This window comes from Actinopolymorpha rutila (assembly GCF_013407855.1).
Lineage (GTDB): Bacteria > Actinomycetota > Actinomycetes > Propionibacteriales > Actinopolymorphaceae > Actinopolymorpha > Actinopolymorpha rutila.
Genome location: NZ_JACBZH010000001.1, coordinates 6,684,081 through 6,701,045 on the forward strand (window position 1 = coordinate 6,684,081; position 16,965 = coordinate 6,701,045).

Consider the following 16,965-nt stretch of genomic DNA (forward strand, 5'->3'; position numbering starts at 1 on the left):
CTCGGCCGTGCGGGGAAGGCTGGGGCCGAAGCAGTGAGCGGAGAGGTACGAGAGATGGATCTTGAGTTCAGCGGCGAGATCTGGGAGTGGCGCGGCCCGGCTCCGTACCACTTCGTCACCGTGCCGGAGGGGGAGAGCCTCTCGCTGCGGGAGTCGCCGGCGGGCGAGAGCTACGGGTGGGGAATGCTCCCGGTCCGGGTGCGGATCGGTTCCACCGAGTGGTCGACCTCGCTGTGGCCCAAGGACGGCGGCTACGTCGTCCCGCTCAAGGATGCCGTACGCAAGCCCCTGCGGCTCGGCCCCGGTGACACCGTGACGATCCAGCTCATCGCGGTCGACCAGCCGGCCAGTCGCCGACAGCGCAAGGCGGAGGCGCCACGCCGGCCGACCACACCCGCCGTCCGCCCGGGTGGCCGGAGGGGACCCCAGGTCAGCGACGACCAGCTCACGATCGTCCCCGCGAACGAAGCGCCCTGGCAGGACCTGGAAGCGATCTTCGGATCGAGCGGCGACCCCTCCAGATGCTGGTGCCAGCGGTTCAAGATGCTGCCCGGGGAGACGTGGGCTTCGATGGGGCCCGAGCAACTCGCCGCGCGCCTTCGCGACCAGACCGCCAGCGGTCACCCGGACTCCAAGGCCACGAGCGGCCTGGTCGCCTACCTCGAAGGCGAACCCGTCGGCTGGTGCTCGGTCGACCCGCGCTCTGCCAACCCGCGCTTGCTCCGCAACGTTCCGGTCCCCTGGGTGGGCCGGAACGAGGACAAGTACGACAACAGCGTCTGGGCGGTGACCTGCCTCGTCACTCGTGCCGGCTTCCGCCGCCGCGGAGTGAGCCGGTCACTCGCCCGCGCTGCCGTCGACTTCGCCCGCCGCCGCGGCGCCCGCGCACTGGAGGCCTATCCCCACCTCACCGAGCACAGTCATCTCGGCACTGCCGCGATGTTTGCCGCCGCCGGCATGGTCGAGGTGAGCAGACCCACCAAGAACCGCGTCGTCATGCGCATCGACTTCTGACAGGCGCATACTGCGGGGATGATCGGACGCCTCGAGAAGACGGTCATCGACTGTCCGGACCCGCGCGCCCTCGCCGACTTCTACTGCCGGATCCTCGGCATGCGAATCAACGAGGACAGCGGCGACTGGGTGGTGATCGGTTCGGAGCCCGGCATGCGGCAGGTGGCGTTCCAGCGAACCGAGCTCCGGGTTCCGCCGCGCTGGCCGGACCCGGAGCATCCGCAGCAGCTGCACCTTGACGTCCGGGTGACCGACGCCGACGTGGCCGAGCAACAGCTTCTCGCGCTCGGCGCCCGACGCGTGCCGGCGAAGCGCGAGACGGGATTCCGGGTCTTCCTCGACCCGGTGGGCCATCCGTTCTGCATCGTCTTCGGCGGGCCGGCACACAGCTGAGACATCGCGGCCCCGGATCGTCTCGGGGAGTCAGCCCCTGGCCGCGAGCCACGCCCGATGGAGGTCCGCGAAACCCGCGTACCTCGTGGTGACCGCCTCCTGCACGACCGCGTACACCGGGTCCGGGCCCCGGAAGGCGTCCCGGTCCAACGTGCCGTCCGCCAGGAGGACAAGCACGGTTCGGGCCATCACGTACGCCGTGGTGCAGCTGTCGATCGGCGCACTGAGCGAGAACTCCTCCGGCGCCATGAACCGGCTGGAGCCGAACATCCGCCCCATGTCGTTGCGGTACGGCCCGAGCCGGTAGGAGTCCAGATCGACCACGGTCAGGCGACGGCGGCGGAAGTCGTAGAGCAGGGCTCCGTCGTAGAAGTCCCCCTGCACCCAGCCGGCCGAGTCCAGCACCCGGTGCAGGTCGAGCAACCCGTCGAGCGCTGCAAGGATCTCCTCGGCGGGCAGGGCGCGGAAACGCTGGAACGCGGTGCCGGGGTCGTGGCGCCGATGGGACGGCGTGCCGAGGTGGTCACCGTCCCTCCAGTCGTAGACCAGAAGGGGTCCTTCGGACGACTCGATCAGACCGTGAAAGGCCGGAAGGAGCGGGTGACGGACGGTTTCGGCAAGGCGGGCAGCGGTGCGGAGGAGCGCTGTCCGGCCACCGAAGTCCAGGTACGGCGTGGTGTCGCCTGGGTCGCCGGCGGTCTTGACGAAGTACCGCCTGCCATCCACCGCGACGCCGTAGGAGACGTTGCCGGAATCCTGGGTGTCCGCGCCGAAACGGGCGAAGACCTCGCCGAGCCGTTCGAGACAGCGAATCGGCGCGTCGTCGATCACGGCGGGAAACACCCCACAGACCTTAGCCCTTGGCCGTTCCGCCGGTACGGATGAAGTTCAGGATGTCGGCGTTGACGGCGTCGGCGTGGGTGACGTACAGGCCGTGGCCGGCTCGGGGGTACTCGCGGTAGACGCAGTTGGGGATCACCGCGGCCGTACGCCGTCCGGTGAGGTGCACCGGAGCCGACGCGTCGGCGGCGCCGTGCAGCACGAGCACCGGAATGTCGAGCTTGGCGAGGTCGTCCTCGTGCGCGGCGTTCAGGTTGACCTGCTGCAGCCAGATGGCGGCCATCGGGGCGGTGTTCATGCACTGCCGGATCGTGTCCTCGATCATCGCCGGCATGACGGTGTTGCCAAGCTGGGTGGCGAAGTACGCCTGACCGCCGTTGTAGAGCCACCTCGTCCGGTCGGCGCGCAGGCTGGCCATGGTGGCGTCGATCGCCTCCTGCGGCAGGCCGTCCGGGTTCGCCTCGCTGCGGCGCATCGACGGCAGGCACGCGGCCAGGAAGACCGCCCGGCTGACCCGCTCCGTGCCGTACGCACCGAGATAGTGCGCCGACTCGACCCCGCCGAACGAGTGCGCGACCAGCGTCACCTCGCGTAGGTCGAGATGCTCGAGCAGTGCCGCGATGTCGGCGCTGAGCGTGTCCAGGTCGTACCCCGTCGACGGCCGCTCGGAGCGGGCATGTCCACGCCGGTCGAGCAGGACGCATCGGTAACCCTCGTCGACGAAGCGGGGCAGTTGGTACTCCCACATGTCCGCCGACAGCGACCACCCGGCGACGAAAACGATCGGCGAACCTGTCCCGTAGTCCTCGTACGCGAGGCGGGTTCCGTCAGCGGTCGAGAAGAACGGCACGTCGAATCTCCAGTCACAGAAGGGGTCGTCACGTCAGTCCCGGCACCTGCGGCGATAGTAGGCCCAGGTGAGCGCGAGCAGCAGCGGCCCCCACAGCAGGAGGGGCAGGTAGCACAGGACGAGCAGAGCTTCCCACCAGCCGTTGACGAACGCGAAGCCTTTTCCCGGTGGGCCGAACACGGTGAGTACGAAGAAGTTCACGGTCGCGAAGGTCCAGATCGCCGTCAGTGCGATGGCGCCGCTGGCAGCCAGAACCGTAGCCCCCACAGGCGGAACGCGACGGCCGCCGATCAGCGGCATCCATCGCGGGAACACCTCGCCCCACGGCCGGACCAGTCCCAGCGACAGCAGGCCGACTCCCTCCGACAGCACCGTCAATCCGAGGATGGCCACCGCCTGCCGGCCTGGTGCGAGTCCCAGGGATGCGTCCACGCCGGCCGCGGTGGCGATGCCCATCGAGAGCCCGAGGGCGACAGCCACGCGCCACAACCCGGACGGAAGCAGGATCACCGAGATCAGGTGCGCCGTACGCACCGCCCATCGCGGAGGCCGGCGCCCGTCCCGCGGGCCGAGGTTTCCCGGCCGCGGCCCGAATCTCCCGTTCTGGGGCACAGATGTAGCCGTACGCATGGCCTCCATCCTGCGCGGATCGGCCGGTCACGCCGTCGCTCGGACTCGGGAGGCCCCTCCCCCGCGCGAGTGACCTCACGCCGGCCGGATGCCGGCGAGGAAACGGCGTACCACTGCGAGGAACTCCTCCGGCGCCTCCTTGTGCACGCCGTGGCCGACGGCGATCGTCACGAACTGCCCGGCCGGCAGCCGCGCCGCCATCGCCTCGATCTCCTGCTGGGAGAACGGGCTCGTCGGGCCTCCGGCGACGACCAGCGCGGGCGCGGTGATCTCGGCGAGCCGTTCCCACCAGCGCGGGTCGGGACGGTTGACCTGCCTGACGATGGCGGGGCGTACCGGCCAGTCGAAGCCGAGCGGCCCGTCCGGCCGTTGCGGCTCTGGGCGGCGCTGCGGCAACGGTGGCGGCGTCTCCACCAGGACGAGGACGCTCACCCGGTCCGGGTGGTCCTGTGCCAGCAGATAGCAGACCACGCCGCCCATCGAGTGACCGGCGAGCACCGCCCGGTCCAGGTCGAGTGCGTCCAGGAAACCGAGCAGGTCGGCTGCCATCAGCTCGAACGAGTAGCGACCCGGCCAGTCGCTGCGGCCGAACCCACGAAGGTCGGGTACGTACACCCGCCAGTCCTGCGCGAGACCCGGCACCACCGGGTCCCAGCTCGACCCGTCGGATCCGACCCCGTGCAGCAGGATCAGCGGCGGAGACTCCGGATCGCCGAAGACGCGGTACGCCAACCGCACTTCGCCGACGTCGACCGACCGGAGTTCGTCCACGCCGGAAACATATCGATCACGCCTCGGGCGCGGCTCGGTGGCAGGTGTTCAGGCACGGATGGCCGCCAGGATGACGTCGGTGAGACTGTCGGCGTACTGGTCGGGGTCGGCGTCGGGGTTGCCGGCGAGCTGGCCGAGCATCGCGTCCACCGCGCTCTGGTACGTCACGGCCATGACGCGGGTGTCGAAGTCGCGCAGGCTTCCCTCCCGTTGCCCGCGGCGGAACAGCTGCTCCTGCCCCTGGTAGGTCTCCTCGTACGCGTCGACGCCGAGCCGCGGCGTCCCGTCGGGGTCTCGCAGATTGCGCACGATCTGTTCGATGGCGTCGAGTTGCGGCGCGTGGGTGGAGCGCAGGTGCGCGACCTGGTGGATCGCCGTCCGGAAGATTTCGGGTACGGGCGCGGACAGGTCGAGGCCGTCGGCGATGGCCGTCCGCAGCTCCACGAGGGTGGCGCGTGCGGTGTGCTCCATCAGCGTGTCCCGGTCGGTGAAGTAGTGCGAGACCAGGCCCTTGGAGACTCCTGCCTGTTCGGCGATGGCCGCGAGCGACGCGTTGCCGTAGCCGCGCTCGGCGACCACCTCCACTGTGGCCTGGACGATCTGGCCTCGTCTGGTGTCCTCGCTCAGGCGTCGACGTGGGCCGCGGGTGGACGTCACGGCGTCCTGCGCACATGGCGGGCCAGCAGCACGGTGACGGCCAGCATCACTGCGGCGATGACCACCATCTCGACCCGCATCCAGCCGGGGAAGAACGACAGACATGCCTCGACGAGGTTCACGGCGAGCAGCACACCGGCGATGATCTGCACCGCGCGCAGGGCACTGGAGCTGCCCCGGCGGGCGGCGCGCCAGCGCAGCGACAGCACCACGGCGAAGACCGCCACGATCACCGCGTGGCCCCACGCTTCCTGCGTCGCCCGTGCCGGTGTCTCCTCCGAGAGGACCACCAGGGCCGCGACCGTGCCCAGGGCGAGCACGGCATAGATCCCGATCAGCGCGGACGCCACTGCGGCCTCGTCGCGTCCGGTCGCCACGTTATTGACCATGCGGTCAACAGTATTGGCCGTTCGGTCAATACGCAAGCGTGAGCCCAGGACATGCCCTAAACGAGCTTGCGAGCGTACGGCGGCAGACGGCATCCTCCAGGCGTGCAGATGCATACCGACCAGCTCACCATCTCGCCGCACACCGTGTCCGAACTCGTCCGCAGCCAGTTCCCACAGTGGCGAGACTTGCCTGTCCGGCAGTTCGCCTCGACGGGCACTGTCAATGCCATCTTTCGCCTCGGCGAACGCCTGACGGCACGGTTTCCCTTGCAGCCGCAGGACATTGAGACGGCACGGCGCTGGTTGGAGAGCGAGGCCGACGCGGCCCGCGAACTGCTGGGGCGTACGCGCTTCCCCACTCCCGAGCCACTCGGCATGGGCGAGCCGGGCTTCGGCTACCCGATGCCGTGGTCGGTCCAGACCTGGGTGCCCGGCGTCATCGCCACCGAGGACGACCCGGGCGGGTCGGAGGCCTTCGCGTACGACCTGGCCGAGTTCGTCCGCGACGTACGCACGATCGACGTACGGGGCCGCACGTTCAGCGGCTCCGGACGCGGCGGGGAGCTCGGCCGGCACGAGGAATGGATGGAGACCTGCTTCCGGGAAAGCGAGCAACTGCTCGACGTTCCACACCTGCGTCTGGTGTGGGCCAGGTGGCGGGACCTGCCCCGCAGTGACCACCCGGACGTGATGACCCACGGCGACCTCGTGCCGGGCAACGTTCTCGTCGCAGACGGGAAGCTGGCAGGCGTACTCGACGTGGGTGGACTGGGACCCGCCGACCCGGCCCTCGATCTGGTCGGCGCCTGGCACCTGCTCGAAGCCGGCCCTCGCCGGATTCTGCGCCGCGAACTCGGCTGCGACGACCTGGAATGGGAACGCGGCAAGGCGTGGGCGTTCGAACAGGCGATGGGCGCCGGGTGGTACTACCAGCACACGAATCCGGCCATGAGCACGATGGCCCTGCGCACCGTGGCCCGCCTCGTCGAGGACTCGCCCACGCCCTGACCCTCGATCCTTCCGCTCTGACGCCGAAGCCGCAGGCAGTAGGCTCCGACCGCCGCGGGCTCCGACCGTCACGATCGTGGGATCGTTCCCAGGACCTCCCGGTTGTAGTGGTCGGCGATCTCGTCGCTGGTCGCCAGCCAGACGTCGGGGTGGTTCGCTGCGTACTCGAGTGCCTTGTCGAGGTACTTGTGCCGGCTCGGCTGCCCGATGACGAACGGGTGCAGGGCAAGCGCCATCACCCGGCCGCTGTCGCCCGCGTCGGCGACCAGTTGGTCGAGGTGATCGGTGAACATCTGCAGGAAGTCCGGTCCGGTGAAGCCCTTGAGCCCGAAGATGCCGAGGTCGTTGAGTTCGACGGTGTACGGCACGCTCAGCATGCCCGGCACGTTGAGGGCATAGGGCTGGTCGTCGTTCGTCCAGTCCAGTACGTACCGCAGCCCGAGGTCGGCCAGCAACCGCGGCGTGGAAAGCGTCTCGGTCAGCGCGGGACCCATCCACCCCAGCGGTCGTTGCCCGGTGGCCTTCTGGATCGTCTCCACGATCTCGGTCAGCTCGGCGACCTCGGCCTCCGGCTCCAGGTCGGCGTGCAGGGCGGAGTTGGTGCGGCCGTGGGCCAGCCACGCCCACTGGCGACTTCGCCCCGCCTCGATGATCTGCGGGTAGTGCTCGGCGACCTCGGAGTTGAGCAGGACGCTCGCGCGTATGCCGTGCCGGTCCAGGGACTCGATCAGCCGCCAGATGCCCACGCGTACGCCGTAGTCGCGCCAGCCGTAGTTGAGCGCGTCCGGCAAAAGGGTGGACGTGTCCTGGATGATGCTGGTGGACGGCTTGTCCAGATGGAAGTGCTCGACGTTCAGGCCTACGTAGAACGCCACTCGTGCACCACCCGGCCAGTGGATGGGCGCGCGCTCGGTGATCGGGCTGTAGTCGTACAGCGTGTTCTCCATGATTTCCTCCGTTGTCCCGGACGAATCGGTCGTCACGCAGCTATCGTGAACCTTCACACTGGTGTGATGGTCAAGCGGAAACGGAGAAGTCATGCAGATCGGTGAGCTCGCGGAGCGGACCGGGGCTTCCCGCCGGCTGCTGCGCTACTACGAGGAACAGGGCCTGATCACCGCCGAGCGGCTGCCGAACGGCTACCGGGACTACGACGACCGCACGGTCGACCGGGTGGCGCAGATCCGCGGCCTGCTGGACTCCGGCCTCCCGACCAGGATCATCCAGCAGATCCTTCCCTGCCTGAACACCCCGGCCGTGCTGGTCTGCGCCGACGACGCGACACCCGACGTCGTGGAGGCGCTGGAACGCGAGCGTGACCGCATCGCCCGGCAGGTGGAGTTCCTGACCGGCAACCTGAGCGCCATCTCCGACTACCTGGAAGCCGTCACCACCCCGCGGGTGAAGCGTCGCCCCGCGCGATCGAAGGCGCAGGCGGAGGCCCTGCCCGCGTAAGTGGCTACGTCGGTGGCCGCCCGGAACTCGACTCGGGTCAGACGCCGACGACTCCGTCGATGCGTTCCCGCAGCAGATCGGCGTGGCCGTTGTGACGGGCGTACTCCTCGATCATGTGCACGTAGACCCAGCGCAGCGAGGGCGCGATGCGCTGTCCGCCACGGATTCCGGTGCCCAGCGAGTCCAGGCTCGGCTGACCTGCCGCGACGCGGCGGCTGTGGGCGACCTCGGCGTGGAAGCGCGCCATGACGGTGGCCGTGTCGACGTCCGCAACATCGTCGAAGTCGATGTCCTTACGGTCGTCGGCGCCGTCGGTGGTGTCGGTCTCCGACGCACCCACGGATGCGGTGGATGCGAACGCCGAACGGAACCAGTTCCGCTCCACGCCGGTCAGGTGACCGACCAGGCCCAACAGGCTGAGCGTGGACGGCGGCACCGACCTGGTCCTGAGCTGTTCGTCGGCGAGGCCCTCGCACTTGGTCAGGAGAGTCGCCCGGTGGAACTCCAGCCACGACTCGAGCATCGCCCGCTCCCCCGCCGAGACCGGCGGATCCTCGCGTACGACGGCAACCGAGTTTTCCCGCTCGCTCATCCAGGCAGTCTAGGACGTCGGCCCTCGCAACACGCGATGCTCAGACCCCCGGGCCCAACGCCAGCGCGACCGCGACCGGCGCCAGAAACAGCAGCGGGTACGGGATGTGCGCGTACGAGCGAGCCCGCACGACGGTGATCAGCGCGCCGACGAAGTAGAGGATCAGACCGACACCCGCCGCCACACCGACGAACGGGACGAACAGTCCGACCACGAGTCCGACGGCGCCCGCCGCCTTGGCAGTACCGAGCCACGGCCACCAGGACCGGGGAACGCCGTACTCCGCCAACGACCCCACCACCCACTTCGCGTGCATGAAGACGGCGAGGGCGGAGAAGCCCACCCAGGCAGCTGCCGCGAGGGTGACCACGATATGTGCAACGGACATGGAAGGCGCTCCCTTCAGCGGTTACCCGCCGGCCGGCTCCTGGCCGGCCGGACCTGACCTCGTAGACACCGGGCAGCACACCCGTGTGACAACGCTCTGGGAGACTGGCGGAGAGCGCCCGGCGCGTCCGCGTCACGGCGGTCCACGTACCTCGGTCCTTGCCACCTCGATCACGTTCGGAGCCTGCGATGGCCGCACTGCCACACGCCCGGTACGAACCCGTTCGGCTGGCCCAGGTCCGGCCGCGGGGCTGGCTGCTGGACTTCCTCCGCCGCCAGTGCGCCGGGATCACCGGCCACCCGCAGGCCAGCGGCTATCCCCTGGACCACACCTTCTGGGACGACCCGTCCAAGCTGCCGGACGTGGCCGACCCGGCGATGGCCTGGTGGCCGTACGAACAGACGGCGTACTGGGTGGACGGCGCGCTCAAGGCGGGCTTCCTGGCCGGTGACGACTCGGTACGCGAGCTGGCGGTGGCGCAGGTCGAGGGCGCGATCGCGACGGCGGCGCCGGACGGCTTCATCGGCCCGGAGATGTTCCGCGACCGCGACCGGTGGGCGTACCTCGTCTTCTTCCGCGCCGTACTCACGCAGTACGACATCACCGGCGACCGGCGGCTGATCGACGCGCTCGTCCGTCACTACCGCAGTACGCCGCATCCGATGGGCTTCGCGCGTGACGTGTCCGGAGTCGAGATCCTGCTGGCGCTGTACGCCGAGACCGGTGCGCCCGACCTGCTGGAGCAGGCGACCGACCTGTACGCCCGGTTCAACGCCCAGGACAGTGAGCACGCTCGCGACTTCACCCTGGCCGGCATGCGTTCGGACCGGCCCGTCACGACGCACGGCGTGACCTTCAACGAACTCGCCAAGCTCGGCGCGCTGATGTACGCGGCGACCGGCGACCGCGACAGCCTGGACGCGACGGTGCACGCGTACGCCAAGGTCGAACGGGACCACCTGCTGGCCGACGGGCTGCACTCCGGCGCGGAGGCGATGAGCGGCAACGGGCCGCTGGAGTCCCACGAGACCTGCACCATCTCCGACCACACCTGGTCGCTTGGGTATCTGCTGCGGATCACCGGCGACCCGCGCTATGCGGACCGGCTCGAACGCGTTGTTTTCAACGCACTTCCCGGTGCGGTGACGAAGGACTTCACCGCGCTGCAGTACTTCTCCTGCGCCAACCAGGTGATCGCCACCAACGCCAGCAACCACAACCCGATGTCGCGTGGTGACAACCGGATGTCCTTCCGCCCGGGTCATCCGGTGCAGTGCTGCACCGGCAACGTCCAGCGCGCCTTGCCGAACTACGTCGAACGCATGTGGATGCGCAGCCAGGATGACGGCCCGATTGGTGGCCCGAGTGGCGGCGGGGGTGAGGAGATCGTCGCAGCGTTGTTCGGCCCGAGCCGGATCGAGGTGTCACTTGCCGGCACGGCAGTGACGATCGAGGAACAGACGAGGTATCCCTTCGAGCCGGGAGTCGCGTTCACCGTGACGCCCGAACGTCCCGCCCACTTCACCTTCACGGTACGCATCCCCGAGTGGTGTCAAGCGCCGGTTGTCACCGTCGGCGGCGATCCGATCGACCGGGCTCCGGTCCCGGGCACCTTCTGCCGGATCGAACGCGAATGGCACCCAGGCGATCGGGTCGAGGTGCAGCTTCCCTTCCCCCTGACGTCGAGGCACTGGGCCGACGGCGGGATCAGCCTCGAACTCGGCCCGCTGACGCTGAGCCTTCCCGTCTCCGCCACCCTCACCGCCGACACCGAGGACGACTGGGAACAGACCCCGGTCGAGTTCCGGTTGTCCGGGCCGCAGCACCGGCTGCCCGGCTTTCCCGCGTACACGCTCGTCCCGGAAAGCGCGTGGGCGTACGCGCTGGCGGTCGACGAGACGAACCTCGCCGACGCCGCCGAGGTGGTGTGGACGGACAGCGATGCGTTTCCACTCGACGTCGACACTCCGGCCGTACGGGTCAGCGTGCCGGCCCGGCGCGTACGCGAGTGGGCTCTGGTCGAGACCGACCGGGTGAGCCGTCTGCTGCCGTCGTTCGAGAACGGCCGGTTCCGCATGGTCGAGCACGAGGTCGAGGGCCGGTTCGCCCTGACTCCCCCGCTCCCCGCGCCGGACACTCTTGCCGAACGCCTGGAGGACGGGGTCGAGCGGATCGAACTCGTGCCGTACGGCAACACACTCCTCCGGCTCACGGTCTTCCCGGCGGCGGAGCCGGAGACCTCAGCGCGGTAGTTGCGTCATCACCCAGATGGGCAGGGGCTCCTCGACTGTTCGCGCCACCTGCCAACCGGCGCGGCGGTACATCTCGACATTGGCGGGGTTGCTGGTCTCCAGGACCGCCGGCAGACCGTCCTTGGCCGCGCGGCGCAGCCCGGCGTTCATGACGGCGTGACCGAAGCCTCGGCCCGCACTGTCGGGATGGGTGCCGAGGACACCGAGATACCAGAACGGCGTGGTCGGCAGCGCCGCGTGCACGGCCTCGTCGTAGGCACGCACGCGTGCCCGGACCTCGGCCGGCAACCGCGCGTCGAGGCCGTCGCCGGTCGGATCGGTCGAGTCCGCCGAGTCCGCCGAGTCCGCCGAGCCGGCTCCGGTCGACGGGGGCTGCCACATCGCGACCGAGGCGCCGCCGGCGACCGTCCAGATCGCCTGGCTGTGCACCCGCCGGTCGAACAGGTCGCCAAAGAAGGCCGCGGCGTACGGCGGGTAGGTGTCCTCGTCTGGGAAGAGGTACCGCAGCACCGGGTCGTTGGGAAACGCGGCCACCAGCGAACCGATCACGCGGTCACGGTCGGCCGGGGTGGCGACGGCGATCTCGACTGTTGTCACCCGTCCGACCGTACCGGCCGCGGATCGTCGGCTATTGACCCCCGACGGGCGCGGGTGGTCTGCTTGCCCGCATGCTGCGTGGACGAGCCACCCCCGACCCCTCGGCCGATCCGGCGAAGAGGAGCGACTACTGGGGTGTCGTGCTGGGCGCGCCCGACCCCCAGGTGCTGGGCGCCTTCTACGCCGAGGTGCTGGGCTGGGAGATCAGGGGGAACGAGCCGAACTGGGTGACGCTCTACCCCGGTGAGGGCGTGGCGTACCTCGCCATTCAGCGCGAGGCCAACTACGTCCGGCCGGTGTGGCCGGAGGTGCCGGGTCAACAGCAGATGATGTCGCACCTGGACGTCGAGGTGCAGGACCTCCACGTGGCGGTGGAGCATGCCGTCGAACTCGGCGCGGTGGTCGCGGACTTCCAGCCGCAGGACAACGTGCGCGTCATGCTCGACCCCGCGGGCCACCCGTTCTGCCTCTACTCCTGACGCTGCCCGGACCGGCTCCGCTGCCGGCGCACGGTCAGCACAGCGAGCCCGGCGAGGAACGCGACCACGCCGACGGCGAGCCAGCCGGGTGAACCGCCAACCAGCGGTTGACAGTCAGCGACGCACAGCACGGGTTTGATGCGTACGAGGTCGGCTCCCTGCAGCACCCACAGGGCACCGAGCGCGACCAGGACCGCACCCACCAGCATCCGCGCGATCTTGCGTACGTTCACGACACTCTCACGCCCCTCACCATCCGACTGTACTCAGGCAACCTTAGAAGGTAACCTTAAGAAATGCCAGCAGACGAGACAAGCTCGGCGCCGTTCCTGCCGCAGCTCATCGCCCAGTCGTTCGCCCTCCTCATGGACGACCTGGTCCAGCACCTCGTGGACTCCGGCTACGACGACCTGCGACCCACGCACTGCCTGAACGTGTTCCGGTTCATGGACTGCGGCGGCACCCGGCCCACCACGCTGGCCAGGCGCGCCGGGATGACTCCGCAGGCGATGGGCGAGCTCGTCGGTTATCTCGAACGCCACGACTACGTCCGCCGGGTTCCCGACGCGACCGACGGCCGGGGTCGGGTCGTGGTCTACGCCGACCGCGGTACGCAAGCCGCCGAGGTCGCGACGAAGTACTTCGCGGACCTGGAGTCCCGCTGGGTCGACGCGCTCGGCAACGACCGCCTCGCGGACGTGAAGTCGGCGCTCGCGCAGATTGCCGGCGGGGCCTGCGACGCCGACAACGGCGTCGACGGTGCCGGCGGCGCCAGAGGCAGGGCCGGTACGTCGAAGGCCCCGGCGTCGTGAAGCGGTCCGCCCGCGCCCTGGTCGAGTACTGGGACCGGCGCGCCCCCTCGTACGACACGAAGATGGCCGGCGTGGACCGCCGCTTCCTCGCCGACAGCCGCCGCTGGGTCTGCGGACGCACCCGCGGAGCCACGCTGGAGGTCGCCGTCGGCACCGGCGCCAACCTGCGCCACTACCCCCGCAACGTCGAGTTGACAGCCGTCGACTGGAGTCCGGCCATGCTGGACATCGCACGGCAGCAGGCCAACCAGGATGGGCGCACCGTCACGTTTCACCATGCCGACGCGGGTGCGCTGCCGTTTCCTGCCGGGACGTTCGACACCGTGGTCTGCACCTTCTCCCTGTGCTGCGTACCGGACGAACGCGCCGCTCTCGTCGAGGCACTTCGCGTACTCCGGCCGGGAGGAAGCCTGTTGCTGGCCGACCACGTGGCCTCGTCCTCGTGGTGGCTGCGTGCGGTGCAACGTGCGGCGGAGCTGGCGAGCGGACCTCTGCAGGGTGAGCACTACACCCGCCGACCGGTCACCACCCTTGCCGGGCTCGCCATCACCTTCGAGGAGTCCGAACGCCTCACCCTCGGCGCGATCGAACGCGTCCACGCCCGCAAGTCGTAGGCCGATCTCGCTCCGAACGGGGCGCAGTCCGGCATACTTCCCCTCAGCCGGTCGGCCTGAAGGGGGAACGTCGTGACCGAGGCCACGAACGCAGCGCACGCTGCCGGCACCCGAGCCGGCGACGTCGCCCGTCTCGTCCCCGCCGGCCTCGCGGAGAGGATCCGCTCGTACTACCCGGCAGGCGCCGGCTGGCTGGAGGAACTCCCGCGCCTGATCGCGACCTGCGCACGCAGGTGGGACCTCACCTTGCTGCCCGCGTTCGAACCCGGTGGCGACTCGAGTTGGACCGCTCCGGTGCGGCGCAGGGACGGCGAGTTGGCGGTCCTCCAGATCACCGTGCCGATGCCCGTCACCAGTGATCACGTCACTGCTCTGAGGGCCTGGGCAGGCCGAGGTGCCGTACGCCTGTTCGCGCACGACGAGGCGATCCAGGCCACGCTGATGGAGTGCTGCGTACCCGGCACGCACGCCGAGCATCTCCCGCCGGCCGACGCGGACGACGTAGCGGTGGCCGTGCTGCCGCACCTGTGGGCCGCCGACCTGTCCGGCCTACCCGGACTGCCCGAGTCCGGCCGCCTGGAGTCACTGGACACGGCGGCAGGCAAGCGTGGCTTGCTGATGGAGGAGCGTGCCGAGCAGTTCGGCGACGTCGTCGACACCGCTCCGTATCTTGAAGCTGCGCGGCTGTTCACCTCGCTGCCGGAGTCCGCGGATCGTTCCGTCCTGCTACACGGCGACTTCCACCGGCGAAACGTCGTGCTGTCGCAACGCGGCTGGCTGGCCATCGATCCGCTCGCCATGGTGGGCGATCCGTCCTACGACGCGGCGTTGTTCCTCCAGCACGATTTGGACGGCGCGGTCACTCCCGCCCGGGTGGACACCCTGGCCGACTGGCTCGAGCTCGACCGCGAGCGGACCCGGAGGTGGCTGTTCGCCCTCGGCGTCCAGGCGGCGTCGTGGCACCTGTCGATCGGCGACCGCGCCATGCACGACGCGATCATCGGCTCCGCTCTCAGCCTGCGGGCTTGACGAACACGCAGAACTCGTTGTCCTCGGGGTCGGCGAGAACCGCCCACCGGAAGCCGTGCTCGGTCAGGTCTGTCGCAACCGTCTTCGCGCCGAGGCGGAGCAGACGATCCACCTCTGCTTCCAGGTCCTGTACGCCGAGGTCGAGGTGCATCCGGTTCTTTGCCGACTTCGGCTCGGGAACCTTCTGCAGAAGTAGCGGTGGGCCTTGCTCGGACACCAGGCTCAGGTAGGGCGGTGCGTCGAAACCACGCCGATATGCCAACGGCGAAAGGGCCGTCTCCCAGAACTCGGCCAGCGCATCGAGGTCGAGGCAGTCCAGCGTCACGACTATCTGCATCCACGCCACGTTAGCCGCCGGCTGCGTTCGCGCCTAAGCGTTTTCAAGCCGGCCGATGATCTCGGTGGCGACGTCAGTGGGTGCCTTCTGGTTCGTGTCCACCACGGTCGCGGAGGTACGCAGCCACGGCAACGCCGCCTGGTAGTCCGCCAGCCGCCTCAGCCGCCACTCCTTCGCCTGCGGGAGTTCGGTGTCGTGCTCGATGCGGCGTACGAGTTCGTCGTGTTTCGCGTCCAGCACGAAGTGCCTGACCTTGACACCCTCTGCAGCCAGCGCATCGAAGATCTCCCGGGCGTACTCCTGCACCACGACGGTCTGCGGCACGACGAGCGTCCCACCGACATAACGCAGGAGCTGGATCGCCGTCTGCGCCACCAACGGCCGCCACGGTGGATGGTCCTGGAAGTCGGCCACGCGTTCGGTGGTGAGCACGTGTCCGAGCATGAAGCCGACCTGCTCGGAGTCGAAGATGCGCGACTTCGGCAGGAGGCGTACCAGCTCGGTCGCCGTGCTCGTCTTCCCGGCACCGAAGGGTCCGTTCAGCCAGACGATCACGAGATCTCGATCGGCTGTCGCGGACGGCGGGTGTCGGCGTAGACGACGCCTGGAGCTCCGACCATGGCACGCTGCCTGGGTGTCAACGGCTCGAGTTCGTGCGGAGCCCACTGATGGGACAGCCACGCCCACTGGCCGGGCGCGTACTTGTAGAACAGCGCTCGCCGCAGCCCGGGCTCCTTCCAGTCCAACGAACCGTGGGTCAGTGCCTCGGTGAAGATAACGACGTCGCCGGCCTTCAGCTCCACGTGGCGCACCCAGGGATCGTCACGATCTGCTCGCGTGTCCAGGAAGGGGGACGGGAAGTTCGCCTTGTGGCTACCGGGAACGCACACGAAACCGCCGTCTTCCGCCGAGACGTCCGTCAGCGCGAAGCTCACCACGGTCAGTCCGGCGGAGATGGTGCCGTTGCGGACGTGGTACCAGGCGCAGTTGCGTGGCCGGTCGTCGGGGAAACCGTGCAGGTCCAGGCCAGGGGAGCCGGCGACCATCTGGATGCCGTACGAATGGTCGAGCCGGACTCGCTCGTCGACGAACTCGATCAGGTACGGCAGGACGCGCGGGTGGTCGATGAGATCCAGGAACGGTTCGCCGAAGTTGGGCAGCCACTCCAGAGCGCCTTCTCGTCCGGCCTCGTCGAGATCGTCCAGCCCCTGCTGGTCGAGCACCTTGTTGAGTCGCGCCACCTCGTCGGTGTCCAGCACTCCGCGTAGGAGGAGATAACCGTTGAGGTCGAACAGATACCGTTCCTTGTCACTCACGCCCATCTCAGAATCCCTTTCAGATCGGTCGATCTGCGACGATCAACGGCTCGCGGAGCATCGCTCGTCGATGAACGGTATCTGCCAGCGCGCTGCCACGTCCTTCATGCCAGCCGAGCGTAGGACATCAACCGGGGCATCTCGCTCCACCAACTTTCGTCAGGAATCCTTGACAGATGATCACCGTCAGGCCACCCTGACACCATGATCGAGACGACGGAACACCACGACGGCAGCGAGGACAGAGTGCACGTCAAGGTGACTCTCGGCATCAGCGGCGACTGGCGCGCCGAGCCGCTGAAGGTGATCACGGGCATCACCGAAGGCACGAAGTCACTCGACGGATCCTTGGCCGAAGCCGTACGCGAGGCGCGCAAGCAGGGCATCACCTGGGCGCAGATCGGCCAGGCACTCGGCGTGAGCCGTCAGTCCGCCTGGGAACGCTTCTCGGTCGACTGAGACCCGTCAGGCTCGCGACCTCGGGCTCGCAGGGTCCGGACGCCGGGCCTGCAGTGCGCAGAAACCAAGCTGCGCTGCGGAGT

The 16,965-nt window shown here is 69.1% G+C and carries 24 protein-coding genes; 10 read left to right on the forward strand and 14 right to left on the reverse strand.

Translation table 11 applies throughout. The annotated features are described in order from the left end of the window. Positions 1-54 precede the first annotated feature (54 nt). Both F4554_RS31675 and F4554_RS30055 read left to right on the forward strand, forming a co-directional pair. Positions 55-1,014 (forward strand): GNAT family N-acetyltransferase, encoded by a 960-nt coding sequence (locus F4554_RS31675; RefSeq protein WP_202889525.1) that lies wholly within the window; start codon positions 55-57, stop codon positions 1,012-1,014. 18 nt (positions 1,015-1,032) lie between these two features. Beyond that, entirely contained in the window at positions 1,033-1,407 is a 375-nt protein-coding gene (locus F4554_RS30055; protein ID WP_179790966.1) for a VOC family protein, read from the forward strand. Between the two features lie 30 nt (positions 1,408-1,437). On the opposite strand, the gene F4554_RS30060 is transcribed toward F4554_RS30055, so the two are convergent. From F4554_RS30060 to F4554_RS30085, 6 genes are all read right to left on the reverse strand, one after another. After that, positions 1,438-2,238, reverse strand: a complete 801-nt coding sequence (locus F4554_RS30060; RefSeq protein ID WP_179790967.1) for a serine/threonine protein kinase — start codon at positions 2,236-2,238, stop codon at positions 1,438-1,440. Positions 2,239-2,260: 22 nt separating this feature from the next. After that, entirely contained in the window at positions 2,261-3,097 is an 837-nt protein-coding gene (locus F4554_RS30065) for an alpha/beta fold hydrolase (protein WP_179790968.1), read from the reverse strand. Positions 3,098-3,130: 33 nt separating this feature from the next. Further along, the gene (locus F4554_RS30070; RefSeq protein ID WP_202889526.1) at positions 3,131-3,727 is read right to left on the reverse strand and encodes a hypothetical protein; all 597 of its coding nucleotides are present in this window, start codon (positions 3,725-3,727) and stop codon (positions 3,131-3,133) included. A gap of 75 nt (positions 3,728-3,802) precedes the next feature. Beyond that, positions 3,803-4,498 (reverse strand): alpha/beta fold hydrolase, encoded by a 696-nt coding sequence (locus F4554_RS30075; protein WP_179790969.1) that lies wholly within the window; start codon positions 4,496-4,498, stop codon positions 3,803-3,805. A 48-nt stretch (positions 4,499-4,546) separates the two neighbouring features. Next, positions 4,547-5,155, reverse strand: a complete 609-nt coding sequence (locus tag F4554_RS30080; protein ID WP_179790970.1) for a TetR family transcriptional regulator — start codon at positions 5,153-5,155, stop codon at positions 4,547-4,549. Then, positions 5,152-5,544 carry a hypothetical protein gene (locus F4554_RS30085; protein ID WP_179790971.1) on the reverse strand — a complete coding sequence of 131 codons (393 nt, stop codon included), beginning with the start codon at positions 5,542-5,544 and terminating at the stop codon, positions 5,152-5,154. The genes F4554_RS30080 and F4554_RS30085 overlap by 4 nt, the downstream gene beginning before the upstream one ends. Positions 5,545-5,652: 108 nt before the next feature. Between F4554_RS30085 and F4554_RS30090 the strand changes: the two genes are divergently transcribed. Continuing rightward, positions 5,653-6,552, forward strand: coding sequence for an aminoglycoside phosphotransferase family protein (locus F4554_RS30090; protein WP_179791867.1), 900 nt, complete (start codon positions 5,653-5,655; stop codon positions 6,550-6,552). Between the two features lie 68 nt (positions 6,553-6,620). On the opposite strand, the gene F4554_RS30095 is transcribed toward F4554_RS30090, so the two are convergent. Next, entirely contained in the window at positions 6,621-7,535 is a 915-nt protein-coding gene (locus F4554_RS30095; protein WP_337796257.1) for a polysaccharide deacetylase family protein, read from the reverse strand. A gap of 55 nt (positions 7,536-7,590) precedes the next feature. Between F4554_RS30095 and F4554_RS30100 the strand changes: the two genes are divergently transcribed. After that, entirely contained in the window at positions 7,591-8,007 is a 417-nt protein-coding gene (locus F4554_RS30100) for a MerR family transcriptional regulator (protein WP_179790972.1), read from the forward strand. A 37-nt stretch (positions 8,008-8,044) separates the two neighbouring features. On the opposite strand, the gene F4554_RS30105 is transcribed toward F4554_RS30100, so the two are convergent. Beyond that, positions 8,045-8,599 carry a DinB family protein gene (locus F4554_RS30105; protein ID WP_179790973.1) on the reverse strand — a complete coding sequence of 185 codons (555 nt, stop codon included), beginning with the start codon at positions 8,597-8,599 and terminating at the stop codon, positions 8,045-8,047. Positions 8,600-8,639: 40 nt separating this feature from the next. After that, on the reverse strand, positions 8,640-8,987 hold the full coding sequence (locus F4554_RS30110) for a DoxX family protein (RefSeq protein WP_179790974.1): 348 nt from the start codon (positions 8,985-8,987) through the stop codon (positions 8,640-8,642). A gap of 188 nt (positions 8,988-9,175) precedes the next feature. Between F4554_RS30110 and F4554_RS30115 the strand changes: the two genes are divergently transcribed. Next, the gene (locus F4554_RS30115; RefSeq protein ID WP_179790975.1) at positions 9,176-11,239 is read left to right on the forward strand and encodes a beta-L-arabinofuranosidase domain-containing protein; all 2,064 of its coding nucleotides are present in this window, start codon (positions 9,176-9,178) and stop codon (positions 11,237-11,239) included. Here F4554_RS30115 and F4554_RS33880 read toward each other — a convergent pair. Beyond that, on the reverse strand, positions 11,228-11,836 hold the full coding sequence (locus tag F4554_RS33880; RefSeq protein WP_179790976.1) for a GNAT family N-acetyltransferase: 609 nt from the start codon (positions 11,834-11,836) through the stop codon (positions 11,228-11,230). The two genes, F4554_RS30115 and F4554_RS33880, sit on opposite strands and share 12 nt — an antisense overlap. Before the next feature lie 71 nt (positions 11,837-11,907). Here F4554_RS33880 and F4554_RS30125 point away from each other — a divergent pair, with 71 nt between their 5' ends. Then, positions 11,908-12,315 carry a VOC family protein gene (locus F4554_RS30125; RefSeq protein WP_202889527.1) on the forward strand — a complete coding sequence of 136 codons (408 nt, stop codon included), beginning with the start codon at positions 11,908-11,910 and terminating at the stop codon, positions 12,313-12,315. On the opposite strand, the gene F4554_RS30130 is transcribed toward F4554_RS30125, so the two are convergent. After that, positions 12,306-12,548, reverse strand: a complete 243-nt coding sequence (locus F4554_RS30130) for a hypothetical protein (protein ID WP_238341442.1) — start codon at positions 12,546-12,548, stop codon at positions 12,306-12,308. The genes F4554_RS30125 and F4554_RS30130 overlap by 10 nt on opposite strands. 63 nt (positions 12,549-12,611) lie before the next feature. Here F4554_RS30130 and F4554_RS30135 point away from each other — a divergent pair, with 63 nt between their 5' ends. From F4554_RS30135 to F4554_RS30145, 3 genes are all read left to right on the forward strand, one after another. After that, complete coding sequence (locus F4554_RS30135; RefSeq protein ID WP_179790977.1) at positions 12,612-13,127, forward strand: MarR family winged helix-turn-helix transcriptional regulator; 516 nt, start codon at positions 12,612-12,614, stop codon at positions 13,125-13,127. Next, a complete protein-coding gene (locus tag F4554_RS30140) occupies positions 13,124-13,741 on the forward strand; it encodes a class I SAM-dependent methyltransferase (RefSeq protein ID WP_337796258.1) in 618 nt (205 codons plus the stop codon). Before F4554_RS30135 ends, F4554_RS30140 begins: the two co-directional genes overlap by 4 nt. A gap of 72 nt (positions 13,742-13,813) precedes the next feature. Beyond that, the gene (locus F4554_RS30145; protein WP_179790978.1) at positions 13,814-14,770 is read left to right on the forward strand and encodes an aminoglycoside phosphotransferase family protein; all 957 of its coding nucleotides are present in this window, start codon (positions 13,814-13,816) and stop codon (positions 14,768-14,770) included. Here F4554_RS30145 and F4554_RS30150 read toward each other — a convergent pair. The 3 genes from F4554_RS30150 to F4554_RS33885 are packed head-to-tail and all read right to left on the reverse strand — an operon-like array spanning position 14,754 to position 16,423. Continuing rightward, positions 14,754-15,107, reverse strand: a complete 354-nt coding sequence (locus F4554_RS30150; RefSeq protein ID WP_179790979.1) for a VOC family protein — start codon at positions 15,105-15,107, stop codon at positions 14,754-14,756. The two genes, F4554_RS30145 and F4554_RS30150, sit on opposite strands and share 17 nt — an antisense overlap. A 33-nt stretch (positions 15,108-15,140) precedes the next feature. After that, positions 15,141-15,662, reverse strand: a complete 522-nt coding sequence (locus F4554_RS30155) for an AAA family ATPase (RefSeq protein ID WP_179790980.1) — start codon at positions 15,660-15,662, stop codon at positions 15,141-15,143. Next, on the reverse strand, positions 15,659-16,423 hold the full coding sequence (locus F4554_RS33885) for a phytanoyl-CoA dioxygenase family protein (protein WP_179790981.1): 765 nt from the start codon (positions 16,421-16,423) through the stop codon (positions 15,659-15,661). The genes F4554_RS30155 and F4554_RS33885 overlap by 4 nt, the downstream gene beginning before the upstream one ends. Positions 16,424-16,627: 204 nt before the next feature. Between F4554_RS33885 and F4554_RS30165 the strand changes: the two genes are divergently transcribed. Beyond that, complete coding sequence (locus F4554_RS30165) at positions 16,628-16,882, forward strand: helix-turn-helix domain-containing protein (RefSeq protein ID WP_179790982.1); 255 nt, start codon at positions 16,628-16,630, stop codon at positions 16,880-16,882. Positions 16,883-16,965: the final 83 nt, after the last annotated feature.